The organism is Amycolatopsis sp. WAC 01375, from assembly GCF_003947325.1.
Classification (GTDB): Bacteria; Actinomycetota; Actinomycetes; order Mycobacteriales; family Pseudonocardiaceae; genus Amycolatopsis.
This window is the reverse complement of record NZ_QHHW01000045.1, coordinates 50,384-73,051: the sequence shown is the minus strand read 5'-3', so window position 1 is coordinate 73,051 and position 22,668 is coordinate 50,384. Positions and strand designations below refer to the sequence as shown.

The window sequence follows — 22,668 nt, the reverse complement described above, 5'->3', positions numbered from 1 at the left end:
GGGAAGGGACCGCTTCCATGACCAGTCCGACGCTCGCGGCCGAACCGACCGCGCCCGAATATCTCGCGGCCGTGACCTGGGCGGGTCAACATGACGGCCCGATTCTGCTCGAAGGCGGCAAGAAGGCGCTCTTCGCCGGAGGCTCGGACGCGCTGTCGGCAGGGGTCAAACAAAGCGCCGTCTTCGACTTCGACACGACCAAGTGGTCGGACCCACTCACCCTCGGCACCGCGCGGCAACTGCACGCGCTGACCCCGTTGCCCGGCGGGAAGGCGCTCGTCACGGGCGGGATCAGCGCCGCCGGCGGTCCCGCGCTCGCGACGGCCGAGCTGTTCGACCCGGGGACGGGCAAGTGGACGCCGGTCGCGACGCCGATGAAGACGGCGCGCTGGGGACACAGCGCGGTGCTCGTCGGCGGGAAGGTACTGGTGGCCGGGGGCAGCACGCTCCGGCCGGACGGGAAGGCCGTGGCGCTGCGCTCGGCCGAACTGTTCGACCCGGCGGGCACGGGATCCTGGGCGACGGCGGGGGAGATGACCGACGCGCGCACGGGCCACATCGCGGTGGTCCTCGGCAAGAAAGTCCTGGTGTGCGGCGGAAGTGTGCCGGTCGGCACGACGGAAGACCCGGCGCTGGCCTTTTGCGAGCTCTACGACTCCGAAGCCGCGGCGGGCATCTCGCCATGGTCGCCCGCGGCGACCATGCGCCATCCCCGCAGCGGCCACACGGCAACGGCGTTGTCCGCCACCTCCGTGCTGGTCACCGGTGGCAAGGCGCCGGGAGTGACCGGAGACGGCGCGTTCGACCCGTTCGCGCGTGCTACCGCCGAAGTGTTCGACCTGATCGGCGCGGCGGGTTCGTGGAAGGACGCCAAACCACTGCCCGGTGGCCGGGCCTTCCATCGGGCCGTCGCGGTCGACGGGGGAGCCGTCGTCGTCATCGGGGGCGCCGACGACCTCGCGAACGAGGCCGGCTACCGCAGCGCCCTGCGATACGCGGCCGGTGAGTGGAAACCGTTGCCAGGGCTGGTCGAAGGACGGTGGGGCTTCGCCGCCGTCGCCGCCGGGAACACCGTCCTCGTCGTCGGCGGCGTCGCGCGGTCCGGGCAGGCGGCGGCCGGGCAGAAGACCGAGCTGACGAAGACTTCCGAGAAGTTCGGAGGCGGTTCGTGAGCGCGAACGCCTACTCCTTCCTGCCGTGGTTGCGGACCGGGCTGACCACCCGGATCTCAGGTGACGCCGTCGGGCCGCGCGCGAGCATCCCGATCGGACTGAGACTGACCGGTGACGCGATCGAGGACGGAAAGCCCGCACTGCTCCGCGAATTCACCCAATCGCTGCAGCTCTACGGGCCGGGTGACGTCGTCGGCGTCGATCCGCGAGCCGTCTCCCGCACCGAGCCGAGGCCGGGCATCACCAATTTCGAGCCGAACTTCCTGGCCCACATCGAGTTCTATGACGAGGACTTCCCCTGGCGCTACAGCCCCGCGAAACCGGACGACACGACGAAACGGCTGGCACCGTGGCTCGCGCTGGTCGTGCTGTCCGAGACCCCGGCCGAATTCGCGGACGGCCTCGTCCCGGACAAGCCGTTGCCGTTCATCACCGTGAAGAACCCGCAAGCGCTCCAACCGCCGGGCGAACTCGGCGCCTGGGCACACGTCCACGTCAACGGGGAACTCGACGGCAGGATCGCCGTCGAAGGCGAGGACATGGCGCGGACGCTGGGAAACCTGGCCCGGGTGCTACGCGAGGCCCCGGACAGCGCCTGCTCGCGAGTGCTCTGCCCGCGGCATCTGAAGCCCGGCACGACCTACCACGCCTTCCTGGCGCCCGCGTTCGAAGCGGGCAGGCTCGCCGGGCTCGGTGAACCTGTTCCCGACGACCTGTCCGCGACGAAACCGAGCTGGGGCACCGGATCCGGCGACGTCGTGCTGCCGTACTACCACCGCTGGTCCTTCACGACGAGCACCGTCGGCGACTTCGAATTCCTCGTACGGCTGCTGAAGCCCTACGAGGCCGACGACCCGGTCGGCAGGCGTGACCTCGACGCGCACCGCAAGATCTACGACCTTCCCGAGCTCACCACCCCGACCCGGCCGTCCGGGGTGCTGAAACTCGGTGGAGCACTCCAGCTCCCCAAGACCGACGGTCATCCCGACGACTACGAGAACTGGGACGGCTACCACACCGAACAGGCGTCGCCGTACCCGAACCAGTGGCAGCGGGCGATGGCCGGATTCATCAATCTGGCCGACGCGTACCGGAAGAAGCCGCCGCAGGAGGCGAACGCCGAAGCCGGGGTCTCCGCGGTGGAGAACGAGCCCGATCCGGTGATCACCCCGCCGTTGTACGGCTGCTGGCCCGCGCTGACCCAGACCCTGCTGACCGAGAACGGGCAGCCGGTGGAGGCCGAGCGACTGCGCAACTGGGTGCACCGGCTCAATCTCGACCCGCGCCACCGCGTCGCCGCCCAGTTCGGCACGAAGGTCGTCCAGGCCCGGCAAGAGGAGTTCATGGCCGCCGCGTGGAACCAGCTCGGCGACATCCAGCGGGCGAACGCGCTCATCCGGGCCGCGCAGCTGGGCCGTCAGATCGGGAACGCGTTGCACGGCAAGCATGTCAAGCCGTACGCCCCCAGCACGGCGGCACTTGACGACGGGCTCGTGCCTGCGAAGGCGTTGACGCTGACGGCACCGGCGCACGGGCGGGTGCTCGAACGAGCCACGACCGCGTTCGCCAGGGCCGCGGCGGAAGACGCCGAGCCGGAGCTGTTCGCCGTCGGGTACAAAGTGGACAGAAGCCGGGTCGCCGCCGCGCCGATGTCCGCGCCGATGCGCCGGATCACCCGGCCGGGTTCGAGGCTGCGCAAACGGTTGCTGACGGACGGGAACCGGTTCGACCTGCTGGTGGACCGGATCGACCGCGAGGAGGTCTTCGCCGCGCGGCCCAAGGTCGCGCCGCCGGTCACCACCGCTTCGTTCGGCATGGCCCGGCGCGTGGCCGCCGAACCCGTCGATGAGGCGCTCGGCGTGATCGAGACGATCGACGACATGCTCGACGGTCTGCGTGCGGAGAAGACCGTGCTGGAGAACCTGGTGGCGTCGATGAACCTGCCGGAGCGGCTGAGGCTCGCCATCGGTGCGGACACCGGCAAGGACCTGGTCGAGATCCTCGCCTACCCGGTGTTCGACATGCCGATGTACGAGGAATTGCTCAAGTTCTCCGTCGAGACCTTCGTGCCCAACATCGGGCTCCTGCCGGAGAACTCGATCACCCTGCTGGAGAACAACCGTCAGTTCATCGAGTCCTACCTGATCGGGCTCAACCACGAAATGGCGCGGGAAATGCTTTGGCGAGAGTTCCCGACCGACCAGCGTGGGACACCGTTCCGGCAGTTCTGGGACCCGCGGCCGGTGGTGCCGCAGCCAGGCGAGTCACGGGAGGCGTGGCGGGAAAGGCTCTACGACATCCCGCCGCTGCATCGCTGGGGCAAAACCGCGAAGCTCGGCGATAACAACCACCGCCGTCTGCCGCCGAAGCCGGGTGAGAAGCAGGAGAAGGACCTCGTCCTGGTGATCCGCGGCGAGCTGCTCAAGAAGTACCCCAACGTCTCGATCTACGCGCACAAGGCCGTCTGGCCGCTGAAGCGGGACGGCACTCCGGACATGTCCGGCGAGCGCACCATCGCGCCCGTCCCGGCGAACGTCCCGCTGAGCGACGACCTGGTCCGCCTTCCGGTCTACGAAGCCAAAGTATCCCCGGATCTCTACCTGCTCGGCTTCCCGCTGAGCGAGCGAGAGGCCCGTTCCGGCGGTGCGGACGGGCTCGGCTGGTTCTTCGTGCTCAAGGAACGGCCCGGCGACCCGCGATTCGGCCTGGACGAACCACCGCCCGGCGAACTTCCCGAAGTCGAGGTCTGGAACGACGCCACCTGGGGGCACCTCGATCCGGGGAACCCCGGCAGCGGATTCGTGCGGTTCGATCGAGGGGTCGTGGTCCACCTCGACGAGCTCCTCGAAACAGAGGACCAGGAAAAGATCCGGCAGCGAGAGGACGACGAGTTCATCACCGAGTGGGCGCCCGGCGTCAGTGCTGCCGACGTCGCCTACATCCTTTTCCAGGCACCGGTCCTGGTGGCCGTGCACGCACAGGAGATGTTGCGGGATGCCCGACCTCAACCTTGATTTCCCGGTGCTGCTCGGACCGGTGCGGGTCGAAACCCGGTACGTGGGGCGAGAACTGCTCGTTCGGGTGTTCCCCGACGAGTGGTCCGTCGACAAGTTCGAGCCCAAACCGACCCGCGCCGAACTCGCCGCGCTGGACGCGTACCGGACCACCCTCTGGGCTTCCGGCGGCGCCCCGGCCGGCGAGCAGGCGGCGTGGCGGCAATTCGTCGCGCGTGTGCCCGCCGGACGGGCGGCCTGGCTGGCGCGGACCTACGAACCCGCCAATCCGGCCGACCGGCCGACCGGGGTCCCCGTCGGCACGACGGTGCTCGTGGTCGTCACGCCGCGGCCTGTCGTGGCGGAAGACCGCCCGCCGACGGTGACGTACTGGACCGCTGTCTGGAGTGCGCACGGCGACCAGGAGAAGGTCCGGGACGCCGACATCGCGCTGATCGCCGCCGTCGGGGCCGCGCGGGCGAAAACGATCCGCGATCGTCGTCCGTCCGGTATGGACAGTGCGCCGTCGACGACGGGCAGCAAGGTGGTGGTGGCGTTCCTGGAACTCCCCCCGCTGCCACCGGGCGAGATCGCGGAGGAGTCCTGGACCGTGGCCGCGACGGCGAAACTGCTGCCGGACAAGTTCACCGCATACGGTTACGTCGGCGGCACCCGCGTGTTCGCCGAGAGCGGTGGGCCGGTCGAAGCCGAACTCGCGGTCAGCCCCGATCCGGGAACCGACAACGACAAGCAGCTCAAGGTCACCGAGGAGACCGGTGCGCTGCGGATCCCGGACGCGCTGGCCTGGCTGACCGACTTCAAGGCGGCCGAAGACGTCGGGATGGGTATCCGGATCGGCCTGGAAACGTCCTTCGAACAAGGTCTCGACAGGCTCGTCGTGCTCGGCCTCCGTGAGCAGGCGACCCCGGAGAAGTCGGCGTCGGACTGGGGTGGGCTGCTCGCCGACCAGATCCGCACGCCCGCCGGGTTCGCCTTCCTCCCGCAGGGCACGCCGACGAACAACTCCGAGCAGGCGCCGGCGGGTCAGGATCCGAAGACCGAGGCCGAATCCGCGCTCGCGACGGCGACCGGGTTCGCGGCGGCCGCCGAGGACTGGACGACCAAGACCGACGGCGAGTGGTTCGCCGAACTGCTCGGCATCGACCCGGCGGTACTGGCCGGAGTGCCGAACGCCGAGGGCGCCGACCGCCGTGACGCCCGGGCGGCGCACACCGCGCTGTGGCCCGCCACCTGGGGCCACTACCTCACGGCGTTGCTCAACGGCGTGCTCACCGAGGAACAGCTCGCGCAGACACGGAAGTTCTTCCTGGAACACGTTTCCGGACGTGGCCCGCTGCCCGTGGTCAAGATCGGCAGGCAGCCGTACGGGATCCTGCCCACGACGGTGTTCACCAAGCTCGCCTTTCCCGCCACCGCCCCGCATCGTGCGGCGCTGAACGAGGTGCTGAAGCAGGTGTCGGCGCACTGGGAGGCCGCGCTCGGGCGGGTTCAGTACCTCGACTCGTCCGGCGGCGACCCGCACCAGAAGCTCCTCGACATCCTCGCGCTGCACCCGACGTCGGCCGAGTACCACAGCCGCGACACCCAGAGCTTCGAAGATCCGCGATGGGTCGCCGAACTGACCACGACGCTGGCCCGGTTCGGGCATCACGACGGCGACCCCGACCTCCTGAAGCAGGTGTTCGAGGAGGAAGCGGAGCTCCTGCGCCTCCCGGTCGTCGACGACCGGCCACTGTCCGAAGTGGACAAGATCCGGTCGTACGCGCCGGAAGGAAACTACTTGGACTGGCTGGCCCACTACGGCGGAACCGACCTCGAAACGGTGCGCGAACAGGAGGGCTTCACCGACAACGTCCTGCCGGCCGCGTTGCTGTACCTGCTCGCGCGGCACGCCGTGCTCCTGGGCCCCGCCGCCGACCGGTCCGAGCAACTCGCCGCCGTCGACCTGCTCGCGGACCTGCCGACGGCCAGGCTGGAACGGGTGTTCGCCGAGCACCTCGACTGCGCCACCTACCGGCTCGACGCCTGGCGCCTCGGGCTGGTCAACGAGCGGCTGGCGGAGCTGCGCCGCGACCCCGCCGGTGGCGCGCCGAAACGAGGCCTGCACCTCGGGGCGTACGGCTGGCTGGAGAACATCACGCGCGGCCCGGCGCCGGCCACGAAACCGCTTCCCCCTGGCCTGCCCGCGATCTTCGGCTCGGAGCCGTTGCCGTACGACGAGAACAACGGCGGTTACGTCCACGCGCCGTCGCCCGCCCACGCCCGGACGGCGGCCGTGCTGCGGGCGGGTTTCCTCGCCAACGGCAAGCAGCGCGTGGACAGCACGTTCGCGGTGAACCTGAGCTCGGACCGGGTTCGCGTCGCGGTGTCGCTGCTGGACGGAATGCGGCAGGGCCAGTCGCCCGGCGCGTTGCTGGGATACCGCTTCGAACGCGGGCTGCACGACCGGCGGATCGGGCTCGACAAGATCATCGCCGCGCTCCGGCTGAACTTTCCCTTGATGGCGAACAAGATCACGGAAACGGCTCCGCCGTCGGAGGGGCCGGGAGCGCCGACGAGCATCGAACAGGTCGACGCGGGCAACGTCGTCGACGGTCTCGCCCTGATCCGCCACCTGGAGACGCTGAAGAAGGACGAACGGGTCTACCCGTACAAGATCAAAGGCCTGCCCGAGGTCACCGACCCCGGCGAACTCGCGGACATCGGCATCGAGGTCGACGCCCTGATGAACGCGCACGACGCGCTGGCGGATCTCGTCGTCGCCGAGGGCGCGCACCAGGTGCTGCAAGGCAACACCGAACGCGCGGCCGCCACGCTGGATTCCTATGCGAAGGGCGGTGTCCTGCCCGAGCCCGCGGTGGTCGAAACGCCGCGCAGCGGGACCACGCTCACCCACCGGCTCGGGTTGCAGTTCACCCCCGGCCTCGGACCCGACCACGGCGCGCCGCCGCTGGGGCGGAACAACCCGCGGGCCAGGGCGGAACCGGCGGTCGACCAGTGGCTCGACGACGTGCTGCCCTCGCCGTCCGAGGTGGCCGTGCTGGTCACCTGGAAGGATCCCGCCCGTCCGGACGAGGCCGAGCCGGAGAGCCGTGTGGTGACCCAGGCCGAGGCCGGATTGCAGCGGCTCGACCTGCTGTGGGCGGTTCCGCCGGCGGAGAACGCGGAGGCGACCGACCTCGACGACCGGATCCTCGGCGTGGTCATCGAGAAGTCGCGTCCGCGTCCGGACGCGAAACTCGAAATCCACTACACGCGAAGGGTTCCCCGCAAGGTCGGCTTCTTCGAGCTGTCCCCGCTCATCGGTGCCCTGCGGTCGCTGCTGACGACGGCCAGGCCGCTGCGGCCGACCGACTTCGTCCCCGCCTCCGGTACCGCGAAGGTCGAGAGCATCGCCGACGAGGCCGTGTCGCTGAGCCGGGAACGCCAGGTCGCGGTACTGGAGTCACTGACGGACCTGGGTGGCGATGTGACCGAATTCCTGACCGACCTCGGCGCGCACTATCCGGACGGCGGCGAAATCCTCGACGAGATCGACGACTTCCTCGCCAGGTACGCGAAACTGGCCAAGGCCGCGGGCGACTTCGGTGTGGTGGTCAGCGGCTGGGGTGAGCTTTCGCTGTGGCGTGGTGGTGTGTTCACCGCCGTTCTCGACGCGGTCGCCGGGGTGGCGGCCAGGATGGGCCGCGCGCTCACGGCCGCGAACCTCCTGCTCGACCGGTACGAAGCCCTGCCTTCGTCCACATCGGACGGTGAACGGTTCAGGATCCTCGAACAGGCGGAGCGGTTGCTCGTCACCAAGCCGGAACCGCGTGAGCTGACGCCGTTCCGGATGCGGGTGCGGGTGCGTCAGGCGCGGACGAGGTTCGAGATCCGCCTCGACCGCTTGGCCGAGTTCAAGGAGACGTCGGAACCGACCTTGAGCGGACTGCTCGCCGCTGTGACGCGGCAGCTGCCGCTCACCGACATCGACCCGGCAGGCCTTTCGCTGAAGCCGTTCGAAGACCAGGTCGTCGCCTACGGCCGGGAACTGCTGGCACGAGCGGGAAAGCTCGAAACCGAGCTCATCGGTGAGGGCGGCCGGAAGCAGACCGCCGAGAAGCTGCTGGCGGTCCGCGACAAGGCCGTGACCGGGCCGGACCGGGTGCGGGCCGGCATCGACGTCCTCAAGGCGTTGCTCGGCGAGGACGTCCTGGTCGTGCCCGAATTCACGCCGTCCGAAGAGGTCCTCGACCGCTGGCGTGACGCGCGCGCCGACAGCCGGGAGCTGGTCGCTCACCTGAAGCCCGGCGACATCGACGACCCGAACGGCCGCGACTTCCCGGTGGACGACTGGCTGCACGGCATGGCCCGGGTCCGTGAAAAGCCGCGACTGTGGGAGAAAACGGTGCAGCTGGCCGGTGCGTTGCTCGCCCCGGGCGGACTGCTCGGCACCGAGATCCTCGGCTGGGAGGAACCGGTACTCACCCCTGTCCAGCTCCCGTACGTCGAGAACGACCACTGGCTGGCCATGGAATTCTTCGACCCGGCCAAGGTGGACGAGCAACTCGACCAGGACAGGCTGCTGTACACCGCGCACTACAAGGCATCGCTGGGCAACGACAGCCAATGCGGGCTCCTGCTCGACGAATGGACCGAAGTGATCCCCGCCGCCCGCGAGACCACCGGGATCGCGCTGCACTACGACGGCCCGGATTCCGAACCGCCGCAGACCATGCTGCTCGTCGTCCCGCCGAAACCGGAGCCTGGCGGGAACTGGACGCCGGAACTGCTCCTCGAGGCGATCACCGAAACCTTCGGCCTGGCGAAGATCCGCGCGGTCGAACCGGACCACCTCGCGGACACCGAACTGGGGCAGCTGCTCCCCGCCGTCGCGCACCGGAAGGCCACGTCATGACCGAACCGACGTCGTTCACCAGGCTGGAGGGCAGGCCCCGCACCGTCGGCTTCGACCGGGCGCTGCGCGCCGAGGTCCGGGATCCTCTGTGGATGCTCACGCGGCAGTGGCAGCTCGGCGAGTTCCGCGGCGCGAACGCGGGGAGCCCGGTCACCGTGACCTACGCCGTCTCACCGTCACGTCCCACGCGGTTCCGGGCACCGCAGGGGCAACCACAGGACCTGACCGGCGACCGTCCACTTGAGACTGTCGCGGAGCGGCGACGGCTGCCGCTCGCGTACGGCACCCCCGGGAGCGAGAAGGTCGCGTTCGATCTGCGGCTCGCGATCGGCCGCCACTGGCTGAAGCTGCTGGACTCCGCCGGGGGCCTGCTCGGCCAGGTGCTGGGGTTCAAGAAGTTCTACGTCGAGCGGTATCCCATCGCGCTGCCCGACGCCGCGCGGGCGGACGACGTCGCGAAGCTGGCGCATCCCGAGGTCTGGGCGACCATGCAGGCGATCTCCGGGCGCCGGATGGACGGCTACCTGTTCTACCAGCACCTCAAAGCCGGACGGGACGCCGACGAAGGGCTCGGTCTCGGCGCGATCCTGCACCGCCAGACGCTGCGGAAACTGGGAAAGCGCCTGGTGATCTGGTACGAGAAACTGATCGACCAGCCGGCGGCGGCGGCCGACGCGACCTGGGATCCGGGCAGGCTCGAGCACCGGTTCTCGGTGGCCGCTTCGACGCCGGGCGGGGAGAAGAAGCTGGCCGCCCCCGAATATCCCGGCGGAACCCTGGAGTGGCACGCCTTTTCGGTCGACCCGAAGAATCCGCTCGGCGGGACGAAACCGCCGGAGCCGACGCTCACGCGGACGGTGTTCCCCGCCCCGGTCCGCTATTCCGGGATGCCGTTGCCGCGCTGGTGGGCGCAGGAGGACGGGAAGACCAACTTCGCCGCCGTCCGCCCGGACAGCACCGACCTGGCGCGGCTGGTCTTCCTCGAATTCGCCCTGGTGTTCTCCAACGACTGGTACCAGGTGCCGTGCGACCTCCCGGCGGGCACGTTGTCCAGGATCCAGGGACTGTTCGTCACCGACGTGTTCGGGGAGAAGCAGTGGATCACCCCGGCGGGCGACGGGCGCGACGAGGAGTGGAAACGCTGGTCGATGTTCACCCTGGACACCCTCGGCCCCGAGGACGTCCGGGCGGACACTGATCTCTTCCTCCCGCCGAGCGTGCCGAAGGTAACCGAAGGGCCCGCGCTGGAAGAGGTCCTGCTGATCCGCGACGAGAACGCGAACCTCGTCTGGGGTATCGAACAGACCGTGAGCACGCCCGCCGGCGAACCGCGCCGGGGAAGCGAGGCGGCCGCGGAGGTCACCACGTTCCGGCAGCGGCTGCACGACGCCGCTCCCGCCGAGGCCGCCGAAGACCCGCCGCGCGCGCCGATCTCGTACGTCGCGATGAACTCCGTGCCGGGGCACTGGATCCCGTTCATCGCGGTGCACGAACCGGGAGACAACCGCGAGGTCCGGTTGCAGCGGGCGGCCATGCCGAGCGTCGTCGACGCGACACCCGTGCGGCCGCGCACGAGCCTGCTCCGGGTGGGGCTCGACGAGCTCCCGGCCGGTGGGAAACCGCAGTACTTCGTCCACGAGGAGGAGGTGACCCGCGCGGGCACGCGAGTCACCCTGGCCTACAACCGGACACGCTGGCACGACGGGCGCGCCGTCGTCTGGCTCAGCGCGCGGCGAGGTGCCGGGAGGGGCGAGGGCTCCAGCGGGCTGGCGTTCGACCTGGTGGTGGACACGCCGCTCCCGCTCCCGCCCGCGCCGTGAAGTACATGAAGGACCCCTTCCTGTACCTAGGCGCAAGGAAGGGGTCCTTCATGTACTTCAGAAAAGGGTCAGCCGTTCGCGGCGATGTCCGCGAGGACCGCGGCGATGGTGCGGACCGGGACGCCGGTGCCGCCCTTGCCGGTGTAGCCCCACGGCCCGGCGGTGTTGAACGACGGGCCCGCGATGTCGATGTGCGCCCAGGGCAGGCCCTCGGTGACGAACTCGCGCAGGAAGATGCCCGCGGCGAGCATGCCGCCCCAGCGGTGCCCGGTGACGTTGGCCAGGTCGGCGAGGCGCGAGTCGAGCTCGGCGCGCAGTTCCTCCGGCAGCGGCATCGCCCAGCCGCCTTCACCGGTCGCCTGCGCGATCGAGGCGATCCGGTCGCGGAACTCGTCCGAGCCCATGACGCCGGCGGTACGGTTGCCGAGGGCGACGACCTGCGCGCCGGTCAGGGTCGAGGTCTCGATCAGGTAGTCGGGGTTCTCCTCGCCCGCGCGCACGATCGCGTCGGCCAGCACGAGACGGCCTTCGGCGTCGGTGTTGAGCACCTCGACGGTCTTGCCGCCGTACATGCTGAGCACGTCGCCCGGCCGGTACGAGGTGGCCGAGGGCAGGTTCTCCGCCAGCGGGATGTGCGCGACCACCTCGAGCGGGTACTTCAGCTTCGCGGCCAGCACCACGGAGGCGAGCACGGCGGCCGCGCCCGACATGTCCGAGGTCATGTGGTCCATGTTCGCGGCGGGCTTGATCGAGATGCCGCCCGAGTCGAAGGTGATGCCCTTGCCGACCAGCGCGACCTTCTTCGCCGCCTTCGCGGGTTTGTAGGCGACGCGCAGCAGGCGCGGCTGGCGGGCCGAGCCGCCGCCGACGCCGAGGATGCCGCCGAAGCCCTTGCGCTTGAGGGCCTTCTCGTCGAGGACCTCGAAGTCGAGGTTGTTCGCCTCGGCCAGCGTCTTCGCGCGGTCGGCGAAGGAGGCCGGGAACAGGTCGTTCGGCGGGGTGTTGATCAGGTCGCGGGCGATGATCACCGACTCCGCGATCAGGCCGGCGGCCTTCAGCGTCGCCTTGTGGTCCTTGGCGGTGCCCTCTTCGGGGCTCACGAAGTCCGCCTTGGCGAGCGGGCCGTCGCCCTTCTCGGAGCGGTACTCGGTGAAGGAGTACGCGCCGAGCGCGGTGCCCTCGACGGCGGCCTGGAGGTCGATCGCCGACAGCGTGACGAACGCGCGGTCGGTTCCGTTCAGCGCCCGCGCGGCGGCACCCGCGCCCCGGCGGACCTGCTCGGCGGTGACGCCGTCGGCGCCTGCCTTGCCGAGGCCGACCGCCAGTACGACACCGGCGGGCAGCTTGCCCAGCGTCGGTACCTTGACGACCTCGTCGGCCTTGCCGGACGCGCCGAGGCTGCCGAGGACTTCGGCGAGCTTGCCGTCGAAGGCGGCATCGGCGACAGAGGCGCCGGCGGCGAGCGCCAGGCCGTCCTCACCCTGCAGGGTTCCGATGACGACGACGTCGGCGCGCGTCTTGGCAAGCGCCGCTTCGGCGTTCTCGGTCAGGGCAAGCTTCGGCACGGTCACTTCTGGCTCCTCGCGCGTTCGCGGTGGTACCGGGCGGTCGCCCGGTTGGATCGTGAGCCATGCTAATGACAGCGGGACCTGGGGTAACAGCGGGGCCGACCGGGTCACTCGGTGTAAAGGAAGGGAGACGGCGTGCGGCTGGCGGGCGGGCTGCTCATCGCACTGGCGGTGGGCACCTCCGGAGCGGACTACTGGGTACTCGGCGCCGCCGTGTTCGCGGCCGTGGTCGCCGTCGCGGCCGAGGCGCTGCTGCCACCGGTGGGCGACACCCGGCCCGAGCGGATCACGAGCTCCGTTTCGCGGCTGGGCCTGGTCTTGGTCCTCGCGACGACGTTCGGTCAGTACCTCTTCCCGTCCTCGCCGGGAGCCGCCGCCGCGGTGTTCGCCGTCGTCGTGGCCGTCGCCGACCTGGCGGGTGTCCGCCTCGGTGACTACGCCGCCCGCTGGGTCACCGGCCTGTCGCTGGCCGCGGCCGTGTCCCTGATCGCGATCTGCGTCGGCATCCCGCCGCTGGCGCAGTTCATCGCGCCGGACCCGCCGTCCGTGCCAGGACTCGGCCTCGCCGTGCTGGTGCTGCTGCCGTTCCTGCTGCCCCGCCGTCCCGGCGCGGGCCGCGCGGCCGCGGTGGGCGCCGTGGCCGTGTCGATCACCGCCGTCGCCCTCTACCAGCTCGGACCGGTCCGGCTGGGGCTCTCCGCGACGTCGTTCCGCGAGCTCCTCGCCGCGGCCGACGCGGTCTCGCTGCTGCCGGTGCTGACCGTGGTGGTCGCCGTGGCGACCGTGCCCGTCGCGGTGGACGCCTTCACCGACGGCCGGGAGCGGCTTTCCCCGGAACGTCCGAAGGCGACACTCGCTTGTGGACTGATCGTGGCCGTCGCGGCCGCCTTCGCTGGGCCGGTCGTGGCCCTCGGGCTCGCGGGAGTGGGAACGCTCGCCGAACTGGTTCTGCGGGTCCGCGCCCGTCGGTACCGTGCAAGGCGTGCGTGATCCTCACTGGACCCCGGGCGACACGGTCGTCGAACGCTTCCTGCGACCGGACGGCTCGATCGGCCAGCACCACCCGCTGCGCGTCCTCGCCGACGACGGCACCGTGCTGCTCGGCTGGCTGCCCGCGGACACCCCGATCATCGGCAGCAGGCTCGCCGACGGACGGCTCTTCCGCGAGGCGCCCTTGGCGGAGCGGTTCCGGGTGCCGAGGGTGCGGGTGGCCGACTTCTGGCGCGACACCTCGACGCTGCGCCGCATCGCCGACGACGAATGGTCGTCGGTCTGGTGGTTCTTCGACGCCGAGGGCCGCTTCCTGAACTGGTACGTCAACCTCGAGGTCCCGCTGGGGCGCACACCGTCCGGACCCGACCGGATCGACGGCATCCTCGACGTCGCCGTCCAGCCCGGCGGACGCTGGCAGTGGAAGGACGAGGACGAGGCGGAAGAGGCCGTCCTAGCCGGCCGCATCACCGCCGGTCAGCTCGAGCGGCTGCGCGCCGAGGGCGAGCGGATCGGGGCACTGGCGGACGCCGGGCGTTTTCCCTTCGACGGGACGTGGACCGACTTCCGGCCGGAACCGGACTGGCCGGCGCCCGCCCTGCCCGAGGGGTTGCTCTAGCTCACCTGGAGGAGCAGGAGCAGCACCAGCACGACGTTGATCACCGTGAGGATGACCACCGACTTGGTGGACAGCTCGCGCGGGAACACCTTGCCGTGGATGCTTTTCCACCAGAAGATGCCGAAACCGCCGGCGACCAGGCCGAGGAACGCGCCGAAGCCGCTGTCGAGCAGGGCCCAGCCGTCCATCATCAGCACGCCGGTGCCGAAGGTCAGCAGTACCGCGGTCGCGAACGTCTTGATGTCGGGCCCCGCGCCGGAGGTGGCAGGTTTGGCAGGCTGGGTGGGCTGCATGGGGTTTAGCGTCACGCCGCCATCCTAGGGGCGCGAGGCCCCGCGTGTTCGTCCCGACGGACAGATCGCGGAAGGTAAAGATATGCGGACGTCCGACTAACGTGGGTCCGACCAAGCGTTATCGTCTTAGTCATGACGACCTCGACGCAGTTCACCCACCTCCCGCACCCGAGCCCCGCGAGCCCGGAACGCGTCGCGGACGTATTGGCCGCACCCGGCTTCGGCCTGCACTTCACCGACCACATGGTGACCGTGAAATGGAGTGCCGAGCAGGGCTGGCACGACGCCACCGTCGGGCCGTACGCGCCCTTGACGCTCGACCCGGCGACCTCCGTGCTGCACTACGGCCAGGCCATCTTCGAGGGGCTCAAAGCCTACCGCCAGCCGGACGGCACGATCGCCGCGTTCCGGCCCGACGCGAACGCGATCCGGTTCCGCAACTCGGCCGAGCGCCTCGCCATGCCGCAGCTGCCGGTGGAGGTCTTCCTCGACTCGATCCGCGAGCTCGTCGCGGTCGACTCCCGCTGGGTCCCGACCAAGCCGGGCGAGTCGCTGTACCTGCGGCCGTTCATGATCTCCACCGAAGCCGGGCTCGGCGTCAACCGGCCCGCGAACGAGTACCTCTACGCGCTGATCGGCTCGCCCGCGGGCTCGTACTTCTCCGGTGGCGTGAAGCCGGTGAGCGTGTGGCTCTCGACCGAGTACGTGCGCGCCGTCCCCGGCGGCACCGGTGAGGCGAAGTGCGCCGGCAACTACGCGGCGTCCTTCGTCGCGCAGGCGCAGGCCGTGGAGAAGGGCTGCGACCAGGTCGTGTGGCTCGACGCCGTCGAGCGGCGCTGGGTCGAGGAGATGGGCGGGATGAACCTGTTCTTCGTCTTCGGCTCCGGCGACGAGGCCCGCGTAGTGACCCCGGAACTGACCGGCTCGCTGCTGCCGGGCGTGACCCGCAAGTCGCTGCTGGAGCTGGCGAAGTCCTTCGGGCACCAGGTCGAGGAGCGGCGCGTCTCCACCGACGAGTGGGAGAAGGCGGCGGCTTCCGGCGAGCTGACCGAGGTGTTCGCCTGCGGGACCGCGGCGGTCATCACCCCGGTCGGGCACGTGAAGCACGCGAGCGGCGAGTTCTCCGTCGCGGGCGGGCAGCCCGGCGAGCTGACGATGAAGCTGCGCGGCGCCCTGACCGGGATCCAGGAGGGCACCCGGCCCGCACCGGAAGGCTGGATGTACCCGCTGGGCTGATCCGCCCGGCCGGCGAGTCCGTGAAGGCCTCCTTCACGGACTTATGCCTTCCTGTGCCACGCCCGGCCCCGGCCGATGCTATGAAGGACGCTTTCATTGCAAATTTTGCTATGAAAGCGTCCTTCATTGCAGCCCGGAGTGGGCCCGGCGGCGTGAAGAGCGTCAGGTGGCGGGGGCCTCGATCAGCGGCCCGCTCACCCCGGCCTGCTCGTGCGTGGCCATCTCCGCGAGCACCCGCGTCGCCATGAACACCAGCGGCAGCGCCGCGACCGCGCCCGTCCCCTCGCCGAGGCGCACGTCCAGATCGAGGATCGGCTCCAGGTCGAGGTGCTCCAGCGCCAGCGCGTGCGCGGGTTCGCCGCCGCGCTGACCGGCGGCCCACCACTGCCGGGCGCCGGGGACGAGTTCCTCGGCGACCAGCGCGGCCGCGGAGGCCACCAGGCCGTCCAGGATCACGGGCGTCTTCCGGAGCGAAGCCTGCGCGAGGAATCCCGCCATCGCGGCGATGTCGGCGCCGGCGGCGGTGCGCAGCAGCGCGACCGGGTCGGCCAGCACGGTCCTCGCCCGCCGCAGCGCGTCACGGACGGCCGCGGCCTTGCGCATCCAGGCGTTGTCGTCGATACCAGAGCCGCGGCCGACGACGGCCACCGGTTCGCTGCCGGTCAGCGCCGCGACCAGTACCGAGGCGGGGGTGCTGTTCCCGATCCCGAGGTCGCCCGCGATGAGCAGATCGGCCCCGCCGTCGACCTCGGCGTCGGCGATCGCCCGGCCCGCGCGGACGGCGGCACGCGCCTCCTCGTCGGTCAGCGCGTCCTCGACGTCGATCGAGCCGGACCCGCGCCGCACCTTGAACTCGCCGATCGACCGCGTGGCGGGGGCGTCGCTGTCGACGGCCATGTCGACGACGCGGACGCTGGCGCCCGCCGAGGCCGCCAGCACGTTGATGGCCGCGCCTCCGGTCAGCATGCTGCCGACGAGCTGCGCGGTGACCTCGCCCGGGTACGCCGAGACGCCCTTCGCGGCGATGCCGTGGTCTCCGGCGAACACCACGACCCGTGGCCGGGTGAACGGACGCGGCGGCGACTGCCCCTGGCAGGCCGCGACCCACACGCCCAGGTCTTCGAGCCTGCCCAGTGACCCGGCCGGTTTGATCAGTTTCGAGTGCAGGGCGATCGCCGCCGAGCGCGCGTGTTCATCAGGCTGCTCGACTTCGGCGAACTCGAGGATATCGTCGTCCAACGCCCTGCCCCTTCGGATCGCTTCGGTGGCCGCGCCCAACCTACCCACCCGCCTGTGCCAGAGTTGCCTGTGGCTCAAACGAAGGCCGCCGGGGTGGTGCTCGCGAGCGGAGCGGGCACCCGGGTCGGCGCCAAGCTCAACAAGGTGTACCTGCCGGTTGCGGGCAAACGGGTCGTCGCGTGGTCTCTCGACGCCTTCGCCCGCGTGCCCGGTATCGACGTGCTCGTACTGGTCATCCGGCCGCAGGACACCGAACTCGCGCGGGAGGTGCTCGCCGCGCATCCGGGCGAGGTCGAACTCGTCCACGGCGGCGCGACGCGCCAGGGTTCGGAGCTGAACGCCTTGCGCCACTTGACTTCCCGTATCGAGAGCGGCGAGATCGACTCGGTACTGCTGCACGACGCGGCCCGTCCGCTCGTCACCCCGGAACTGATCGCGGACGTCCTCGCCGACACCCGGCGGTACGGGGGAGCGGTGCCCGGGGTCGCGGCCGACGACATCGTGCGCGTGGACGGCGACACCGTTTCCGGCGCGCTGCCCGGCGCGATCCGCGTGCAGACACCGCAGGGTTTCCGCGCCGCCCCGTTGCTCGAGGCGTACGAAACGGCCGAGCGTGAGGGTTTCGTCGGCACGGACACGTCTTCGTGCATGGAAAGGTTCTCCGCGCTGCCGGTGCGGTGGGTTCCGGGCAGCGCGGAGAACCTCAAGATCACCTACCCGCACGACCTCGTTGTCGCCGAGCAGGTGATCGGCCGAGGTTAGGGATCTCCCTGGTCGGCCTTGGTCGGTATGGCGGGCAGGACGGCGACCGGCCGGCGCGCCTCCATCGGGATCACGCAGTCCGGATGTGGTTGCAGCAACTGGATCGGCGCGGCGGCGTCGCCGGGAGCCGGGATCGTGAGCACCGCGCGCAGGGTCCAGTCGGCCGTCGAGTGGTACTGCCAGGAGACGAGTGCAGGCCGGAAGACGTCCGTGTCGGCGAGGGTGGTGACGCGGAAGGCGCTCGCCCGTTCCTCGCCGCGGAGGATGAGGACGTCGGCGCAGGTGTCCCACTGGAACACCGCGGCACAGACCTCCGGTTCCTCCCGGGGACCGAAGATGTAGACGACCCACCGGCGTCTTCGAAGCTCTTCGAGCAGTTCGTCGATGCTCAGGTGGTTCATCGAGCCCCCTAACGGGTTTCGGGAACTCTGCGGAGAGTAACAGGTGTACTAGAGCACCGTCCAGAATGTGTACTAGTACGTAATAATGGGGTGTGAGCAGGATCCTTGGTGCTCGCCCATTGGTGTGCTAGAACGCTTGTGCGCACCGCGCGACCTTGTGAGGAGTCACCTTGCCCGCCGTCGATCGACCCGAACCGCCGTATCTCCAGATCGCGGGAAGCATTCGCGACGACATCGTTTCGGGCAGGCTCAAGGAAGGCGACACGGTCCCGTCCGCGCGAGAGATCGCCAGGAACTGGAACGTCGCGATGGCGACGGCGATGAAGGTGCTCTCGACGCTCCGCGCCGAAGGTCTGGTCCGCGCGAAACGCGGCATCGGGACAGTGGTGCAGACCAGGGCGCTGCACCACTCCGCGCACGATCGGACGATCTCGATCGCGCGAACCGGCAAGGTCTATCCATCGGGCCACTACGCGAAAATCCGCGAAGCAGGCCTTCTGCCCGCACCGGACCGGGTGGCGGGCGCGCTCGGAATCGATGAAGGTACTCCGGTGATCCGTCGGCGACGGACCACGTATGCGGGCGAAGGCCGGCCGGTGTCGACGTCGGTCTCGTGGTTCGACGGCGCTGTCGCGGCGAAGGCTCCTTTGCTGTTCGAGCCGGTGCGGATCGTCGAAGGCACGGTCAAATACGTGGCGGACCGGACAGGTCGCGTTCTGGCTTCGACTCATTCTCAGCACGCCGCGGGGCTGGCGGGTGCCGAGGAGGCGGCGGAACTCGGCGTGGCCGAAGGTTCGGCGATTCTGTTGAGTCGCAACAGGTTCTTGTCCGCCGAGGGTGACGTACTCGAGTACGGCGAATCGGCGGCCTTGCCGGACCACTGGATTTTTTACGAATACAACATCGAGGACGGGGCATGAAGCACATTCACGCGGGTAAGGTCCGGGACCTTTACGAAATCGACGGCGACATTCTGCTCGTCGCGTCGGATCGCGTTTCGGTCTACGACGTCTCGCTGCCGACCCCGATCCCGGACAAGGGCGCCCTGCTGAACCAGCTTTCCGCCTGGTGGTTCGAAAAGCTGGCCGACGTGGTGCCGAACCACGTTCTCTCCACGACCGACGTCCCCGCCGAATTCGCCGGGCGCGCCACGCGCTGCAAGCCACTGAAGATGATCCAGGTCGAATGCATCGCGCGCGGCTATCTCACCGGTCTCGGAATGCGCGAATACCAGCGTGACGGCAAGGTCTCCGGGGTCGAACTGCCCGCCGGTCTCGTCGAGGCCGACAAGCTGCCCGAGCCGATCTTCACGCCCACCACGAAGATCTCCGACACCGGCCACGACGAGTTCATGACCTTCGCCGACGTCGTGAACGACATCGGCAGGGAGACCGCGGACCGCATCCGCGACCTGACACTCGAGGTCTATACCAAGGGCGCGGAGCACGCGGCGAAGAACGGCATCATCATCGCCGACACCAAGATCGAATTCGGCTTCGACGCCGACGGCGTACTGACACTCGGGGACGAGGTCCTCACTTCGGACTCGTCGCGTTTCTGGCCCGCCGACGACTACGAGCCCGGACGGACGCAGCACGCGTTCGACAAGCAGTTCGTCCGCGACTGGTCCACGACCACCGGCTGGGACAAGACACCGCCCGGTCCCGCCATCCCGGACGAGATCGTCGAGGCGACCCGCAAGCGCTACACCGAGGTCTACGAACGGATCACCGGGAAGACCTGGATTCCCGGTGGTGGTCATGCCTGAACAGCAGGTCTACGACCCGTACCGGCTGATCGACGACGTCGAGGGCCTGCTGATCCAGCGCGGCCACCGGCCGGAGCGGCTCGACGGCCGGACCGGTGACCGGGTCGCCGGCGCGAGCAGGTTGTTGCGGGGCTTGGGAATCGATCCCTTGCGCGCCCCCGGCGACGCCCTCGACCTCGACGGTCAGATCGCGTACCAGTCCCGGGTGCACGGCGACTGACGCAATTAGTCACCTACTTGCGCGGAAAAGCGTGCGCAAGTAGGTGACTAATTGCGGGGGGATCAGGGGGAGCGGGTCAGCGTCGGGTCGGTCTCGGTGACGCCGTCGAGGGCCTCGTCGATCGCGGCGAGCAGATCCGCGTCCAGCTTCACGCCGGCCGCCTTGACGTTCTCGTGCACCTGCTCCGGCCGCGAGGCCCCGATGATGGCCGAGGCGACGTTCGGGTTCTGCAGCACCCACGCCACGGACAGCTGGGCCATCGTCAGGCCCGCCTTGTCCGCGATCGGCTGAAGCCGCTGGACGCGCTCGAGGACGTCGTCGTTGAGGAAACGGGCGACCATGTTGGCGCCGCCCTTGTCGTCGGTCGCGCGGGAGCCCTCGGGCAGCGGCTGACCGGGCTTGTACTTGCCGGTGAGCACGCCCTGCGCGATCGGCGACCAGACGATCTGGCTGAGGCCCTCACGCTCGGAAGCCGGGATGACCTGGGCCTCGATGACCCGCCACAGCGCGTTGTACTGCGGCTGGTTCGAGATGAGGGGCACCTTCAGCTCGCGGGCGATCGCCGCGCCCTGGGTGATCTGCTCGGCGGTCCACTCGGAGACGCCGACGTAGAGCACCTTGCCCTGGCGGACCAGGTCGGCGAAGGCGAGGAAGGTCTCTTCGAGCGGGACGGTCCGGTCGAACCGGTGCGCCTGGTAGAGGTCGACGTAGTCGGTGTCGAGGCGCTTCAGCGAAGCGTTCGCCGACTCGATGATGTGCTTGCGGCCGAGGCCCTGGTCGTTGGGACCCTTCGGGCCGGTCGGCCAGTAGACCTTGGTGAAGATCTCCAGGCTTTCGCGGCGCAGGCCCTTCAGTCCGCGGCCGAGCACCGATTCGGCGGCCGTGTTCGCATACGCGTCGGCCGTGTCGAAGGTCGTGATGCCGACGTCGAGCGCCGCCTTGATGCAGGACTGGGCCTGGTCCTCCTCCACCTGGGACCCGTGGGTGAGCCAGTTGCCGTACGAGATCTCACTGACATTGAGGCCGCTGCGGCCCAGTCGTCGAAACTCCATGGGCGCGACTCTACCCCAGGCCGTTAGGCAGGCTAACGACCTGGGTTTCGCCTGATCAGACCTTGTCGCCGGGCTTCACTCGCGGCTTGGGGACCCGCAGCTTGCGGATCTGGCTGGCCCGGATGAACGAGTACCAGCCGACGGAGGTGCCCTTGACCGTCTCGTCCGGGAACTTCAGGCGGACCATCTTCGCGATCCGGCGCCCGCTCAGGAAACCCTCGACGATCATGCCGAGCAGCATCACGGTGCACAGCAGCGTCGCGTACCGCTGCACCTCGGGGTACGGCAGGATCAGCGCGACGAACACCAGGATCGCCAGCGGCATGAACAGGCCGAGCAGGTTGCGCCGCGAGTCGACCAGGTCGCGGATGTACGCCTTGACCGGGCCGCGGTCGCGGGGGAGCAGGTACTTGTCCTCGCCCGCCATCATCCGCTCGCGGCGTTCCTTGGCGGCGTTGCGCTGCTTCGCCTTGTACTCCGGGTCGGCCTTCGCGGACTTGCGGAGTTCCTTGTTCCGCTTCATCGCCTCCCGCATGGTGGTCGGCGGGGGCGCCACCGGGCCGCGGCGCTTGGCCTCGGCCTCACGCCGCTTGGGTGTGGCCTTGCCCTTTCCGGGCGTGTACGCCTTGGCCTGGACCTCGACGGCCTCGTTACCGGGCGTCTCGGTGTCCGTCGTGGCGGAGTCTGTGGTGCTACGGCGCAGGAACCTCACCCCACCAGGGTAGTCGCGGGCGTCACGGTGCCACGCACCAGGCCGAGCGATATGTCACCATGGAGGGGAACAGATCGGGACTCCGACGTGTTGGACCATGTGCAAGACGAGTACCCGCAGCGAGTTCGACCAGAGGGAGAACCATGACGACCGCTGAGCAGGCAGCCGCAGCTCAGGCCGAAACCGCCGAGGAGACCCACGGCGTCACGTTGACCGACTCCGCCGCCGTCAAGGCGAAGGCCCTGCTCGAGCAGGAGGGTCGCGACGACATGCACCTGCGCATCGCCGTCCAGCCCGGTGGGTGCGCCGGCCTCCGTTACCAGCTGTTCTTCGACGAGCGCACGCTCGACGGCGACCTGTTCCGTGACTTCGACGGGCTCCGCGTCGCCGTCGACCGGATGAGCGCGCCGTACGTGACGAGCGCCGTGATCGACTTCGTCGACTCGATCGAGAAGCAGGGCTTCACGATCGACAACCCCAACGCGACCGGCAGCTGCGCCTGCGGCGACAGCTTCCACTGACGCACGTCGGGCATGAAGAAGGGCCGCGAACCTCACCCAGGTCGCGGCCCTTCTTCATGCCCGCGGCTCTTCACGCCGCAGCGGGATCAGACGTAGGCGTCCAGATCGGCGACCTGGGCGAGGCACCGCTCGTCCACGGTCCACGGCGGGGCGATCTGCCGGGGCAGCGGCAGGTTCTCGGCCTGGAGGGACGACGGGATACCGGCACAGTCGGCGATGAGTTCGCCGATCGATTCGGGCTCGAGCTGATACGCGGAAGTGGTCACGAACGACAAGTTAATGACTCATGGTGGAGTAGGACACCACTACCAACCGGTAGTGTTGATGGCCGTGCTCGAAGCAACCCGTATGGGGCATGACCTGCGGGTAACTTAGCCGTCCTCG

At 69.6% G+C, this 22,668-nt stretch carries 19 protein-coding genes; 12 read left to right on the top strand and 7 right to left on the bottom strand.

Translation table 11 applies throughout. The features are described from left to right. Window positions 1-17 precede the first annotated feature (17 nt). From DL991_RS31195 to DL991_RS31180, 4 genes are read left to right on the top strand one after another with little or no spacing between them, the layout of a single operon-like run. Entirely contained in the window at window positions 18-1,172 is a 1,155-nt protein-coding gene (locus tag DL991_RS31195; protein WP_125787938.1) for a kelch repeat-containing protein, read from the top strand. Beyond that, window positions 1,169-4,186 (top strand): hypothetical protein, encoded by a 3,018-nt coding sequence (locus tag DL991_RS31190; protein WP_125787937.1) that lies wholly within the window; start codon window positions 1,169-1,171, stop codon window positions 4,184-4,186. Before DL991_RS31195 ends, DL991_RS31190 begins: the two co-directional genes overlap by 4 nt. Next, window positions 4,167-9,083: a hypothetical protein gene (locus tag DL991_RS31185; protein WP_125787936.1), complete on the top strand. Its 4,917-nt coding sequence runs from the start codon at window positions 4,167-4,169 to the stop codon at window positions 9,081-9,083. The genes DL991_RS31190 and DL991_RS31185 overlap by 20 nt, the downstream gene beginning before the upstream one ends. Beyond that, complete coding sequence (locus DL991_RS31180; protein WP_125787935.1) at window positions 9,080-10,903, top strand: hypothetical protein; 1,824 nt, start codon at window positions 9,080-9,082, stop codon at window positions 10,901-10,903. Before DL991_RS31185 ends, DL991_RS31180 begins: the two co-directional genes overlap by 4 nt. Window positions 10,904-10,971: 68 nt before the next feature. Here DL991_RS31180 and DL991_RS31175 read toward each other — a convergent pair whose 3' ends face one another. Continuing rightward, complete coding sequence (locus DL991_RS31175; RefSeq protein ID WP_125787934.1) at window positions 10,972-12,474, bottom strand: leucyl aminopeptidase; 1,503 nt, start codon at window positions 12,472-12,474, stop codon at window positions 10,972-10,974. Window positions 12,475-12,606: 132 nt separating this feature from the next. Here DL991_RS31175 and DL991_RS31170 point away from each other — a divergent pair, with 132 nt between their 5' ends. Further along, a complete protein-coding gene (locus tag DL991_RS31170) occupies window positions 12,607-13,461 on the top strand; it encodes a hypothetical protein (protein WP_125787933.1) in 855 nt (284 codons plus the stop codon). After that, a complete protein-coding gene (locus DL991_RS31165; protein WP_125787932.1) occupies window positions 13,454-14,080 on the top strand; it encodes a DUF402 domain-containing protein in 627 nt (208 codons plus the stop codon). The genes DL991_RS31170 and DL991_RS31165 overlap by 8 nt, the downstream gene beginning before the upstream one ends. Here the strand turns inward: DL991_RS31165 and DL991_RS31160 are convergent. Then, window positions 14,077-14,388 (bottom strand): hypothetical protein, encoded by a 312-nt coding sequence (locus DL991_RS31160; protein WP_125787931.1) that lies wholly within the window; start codon window positions 14,386-14,388, stop codon window positions 14,077-14,079. The two genes, DL991_RS31165 and DL991_RS31160, sit on opposite strands and share 4 nt — an antisense overlap. A gap of 117 nt (window positions 14,389-14,505) precedes the next feature. Here DL991_RS31160 and DL991_RS31155 point away from each other — a divergent pair, with 117 nt between their 5' ends. Beyond that, a complete protein-coding gene (locus tag DL991_RS31155; RefSeq protein ID WP_125787930.1) occupies window positions 14,506-15,609 on the top strand; it encodes a branched-chain amino acid aminotransferase in 1,104 nt (367 codons plus the stop codon). A 162-nt stretch (window positions 15,610-15,771) separates the two neighbouring features. On the opposite strand, the gene cobT is transcribed toward DL991_RS31155, so the two are convergent. Then, a complete protein-coding gene (gene cobT, locus DL991_RS31150) occupies window positions 15,772-16,848 on the bottom strand; it encodes a nicotinate-nucleotide--dimethylbenzimidazole phosphoribosyltransferase (protein WP_125787929.1) in 1,077 nt (358 codons plus the stop codon). 93 nt (window positions 16,849-16,941) lie between these two features. On the opposite strand from cobT, the gene DL991_RS31145 reads away from it, so the two are divergent. Beyond that, window positions 16,942-17,610 carry a 2-C-methyl-D-erythritol 4-phosphate cytidylyltransferase gene (locus DL991_RS31145; protein ID WP_125787966.1) on the top strand — a complete coding sequence of 223 codons (669 nt, stop codon included), beginning with the start codon at window positions 16,942-16,944 and terminating at the stop codon, window positions 17,608-17,610. Here DL991_RS31145 and DL991_RS31140 read toward each other — a convergent pair. After that, window positions 17,607-18,011, bottom strand: a complete 405-nt coding sequence (locus DL991_RS31140; RefSeq protein ID WP_125787928.1) for a hypothetical protein — start codon at window positions 18,009-18,011, stop codon at window positions 17,607-17,609. The two genes, DL991_RS31145 and DL991_RS31140, sit on opposite strands and share 4 nt — an antisense overlap. 170 nt (window positions 18,012-18,181) lie before the next feature. Here DL991_RS31140 and DL991_RS31135 point away from each other — a divergent pair, with 170 nt between their 5' ends. The 3 genes from DL991_RS31135 to DL991_RS31125 are packed head-to-tail and all read left to right on the top strand — an operon-like array spanning window position 18,182 to window position 19,999. Further along, window positions 18,182-18,931: a GntR family transcriptional regulator gene (locus DL991_RS31135; protein ID WP_125787927.1), complete on the top strand. Its 750-nt coding sequence runs from the start codon at window positions 18,182-18,184 to the stop codon at window positions 18,929-18,931. After that, window positions 18,928-19,779, top strand: a complete 852-nt coding sequence (locus DL991_RS31130) for a phosphoribosylaminoimidazolesuccinocarboxamide synthase (protein ID WP_125787926.1) — start codon at window positions 18,928-18,930, stop codon at window positions 19,777-19,779. Before DL991_RS31135 ends, DL991_RS31130 begins: the two co-directional genes overlap by 4 nt. Continuing rightward, on the top strand, window positions 19,772-19,999 hold the full coding sequence (locus DL991_RS31125) for a hypothetical protein (RefSeq protein WP_039795309.1): 228 nt from the start codon (window positions 19,772-19,774) through the stop codon (window positions 19,997-19,999). The genes DL991_RS31130 and DL991_RS31125 overlap by 8 nt, the downstream gene beginning before the upstream one ends. Before the next feature lie 62 nt (window positions 20,000-20,061). On the opposite strand, the gene DL991_RS31120 is transcribed toward DL991_RS31125, so the two are convergent. Both DL991_RS31120 and DL991_RS31115 read right to left on the bottom strand, forming a co-directional pair. Then, window positions 20,062-21,051, bottom strand: coding sequence for an aldo/keto reductase family protein (locus DL991_RS31120; RefSeq protein WP_125787925.1), 990 nt, complete (start codon window positions 21,049-21,051; stop codon window positions 20,062-20,064). 55 nt (window positions 21,052-21,106) lie between these two features. Beyond that, window positions 21,107-21,763: a DUF3043 domain-containing protein gene (locus tag DL991_RS31115; protein ID WP_125787924.1), complete on the bottom strand. Its 657-nt coding sequence runs from the start codon at window positions 21,761-21,763 to the stop codon at window positions 21,107-21,109. A 143-nt stretch (window positions 21,764-21,906) separates the two neighbouring features. Between DL991_RS31115 and DL991_RS31110 the strand changes: the two genes are divergently transcribed. After that, window positions 21,907-22,284: an iron-sulfur cluster assembly accessory protein gene (locus DL991_RS31110; protein ID WP_125787923.1), complete on the top strand. Its 378-nt coding sequence runs from the start codon at window positions 21,907-21,909 to the stop codon at window positions 22,282-22,284. An 86-nt stretch (window positions 22,285-22,370) separates the two neighbouring features. Here the strand turns inward: DL991_RS31110 and DL991_RS31105 are convergent, their stop codons facing one another. Further along, a complete protein-coding gene (locus DL991_RS31105; protein WP_125787922.1) occupies window positions 22,371-22,559 on the bottom strand; it encodes a hypothetical protein in 189 nt (62 codons plus the stop codon). Between the last annotated feature and the right edge of the window lie 109 nt (window positions 22,560-22,668).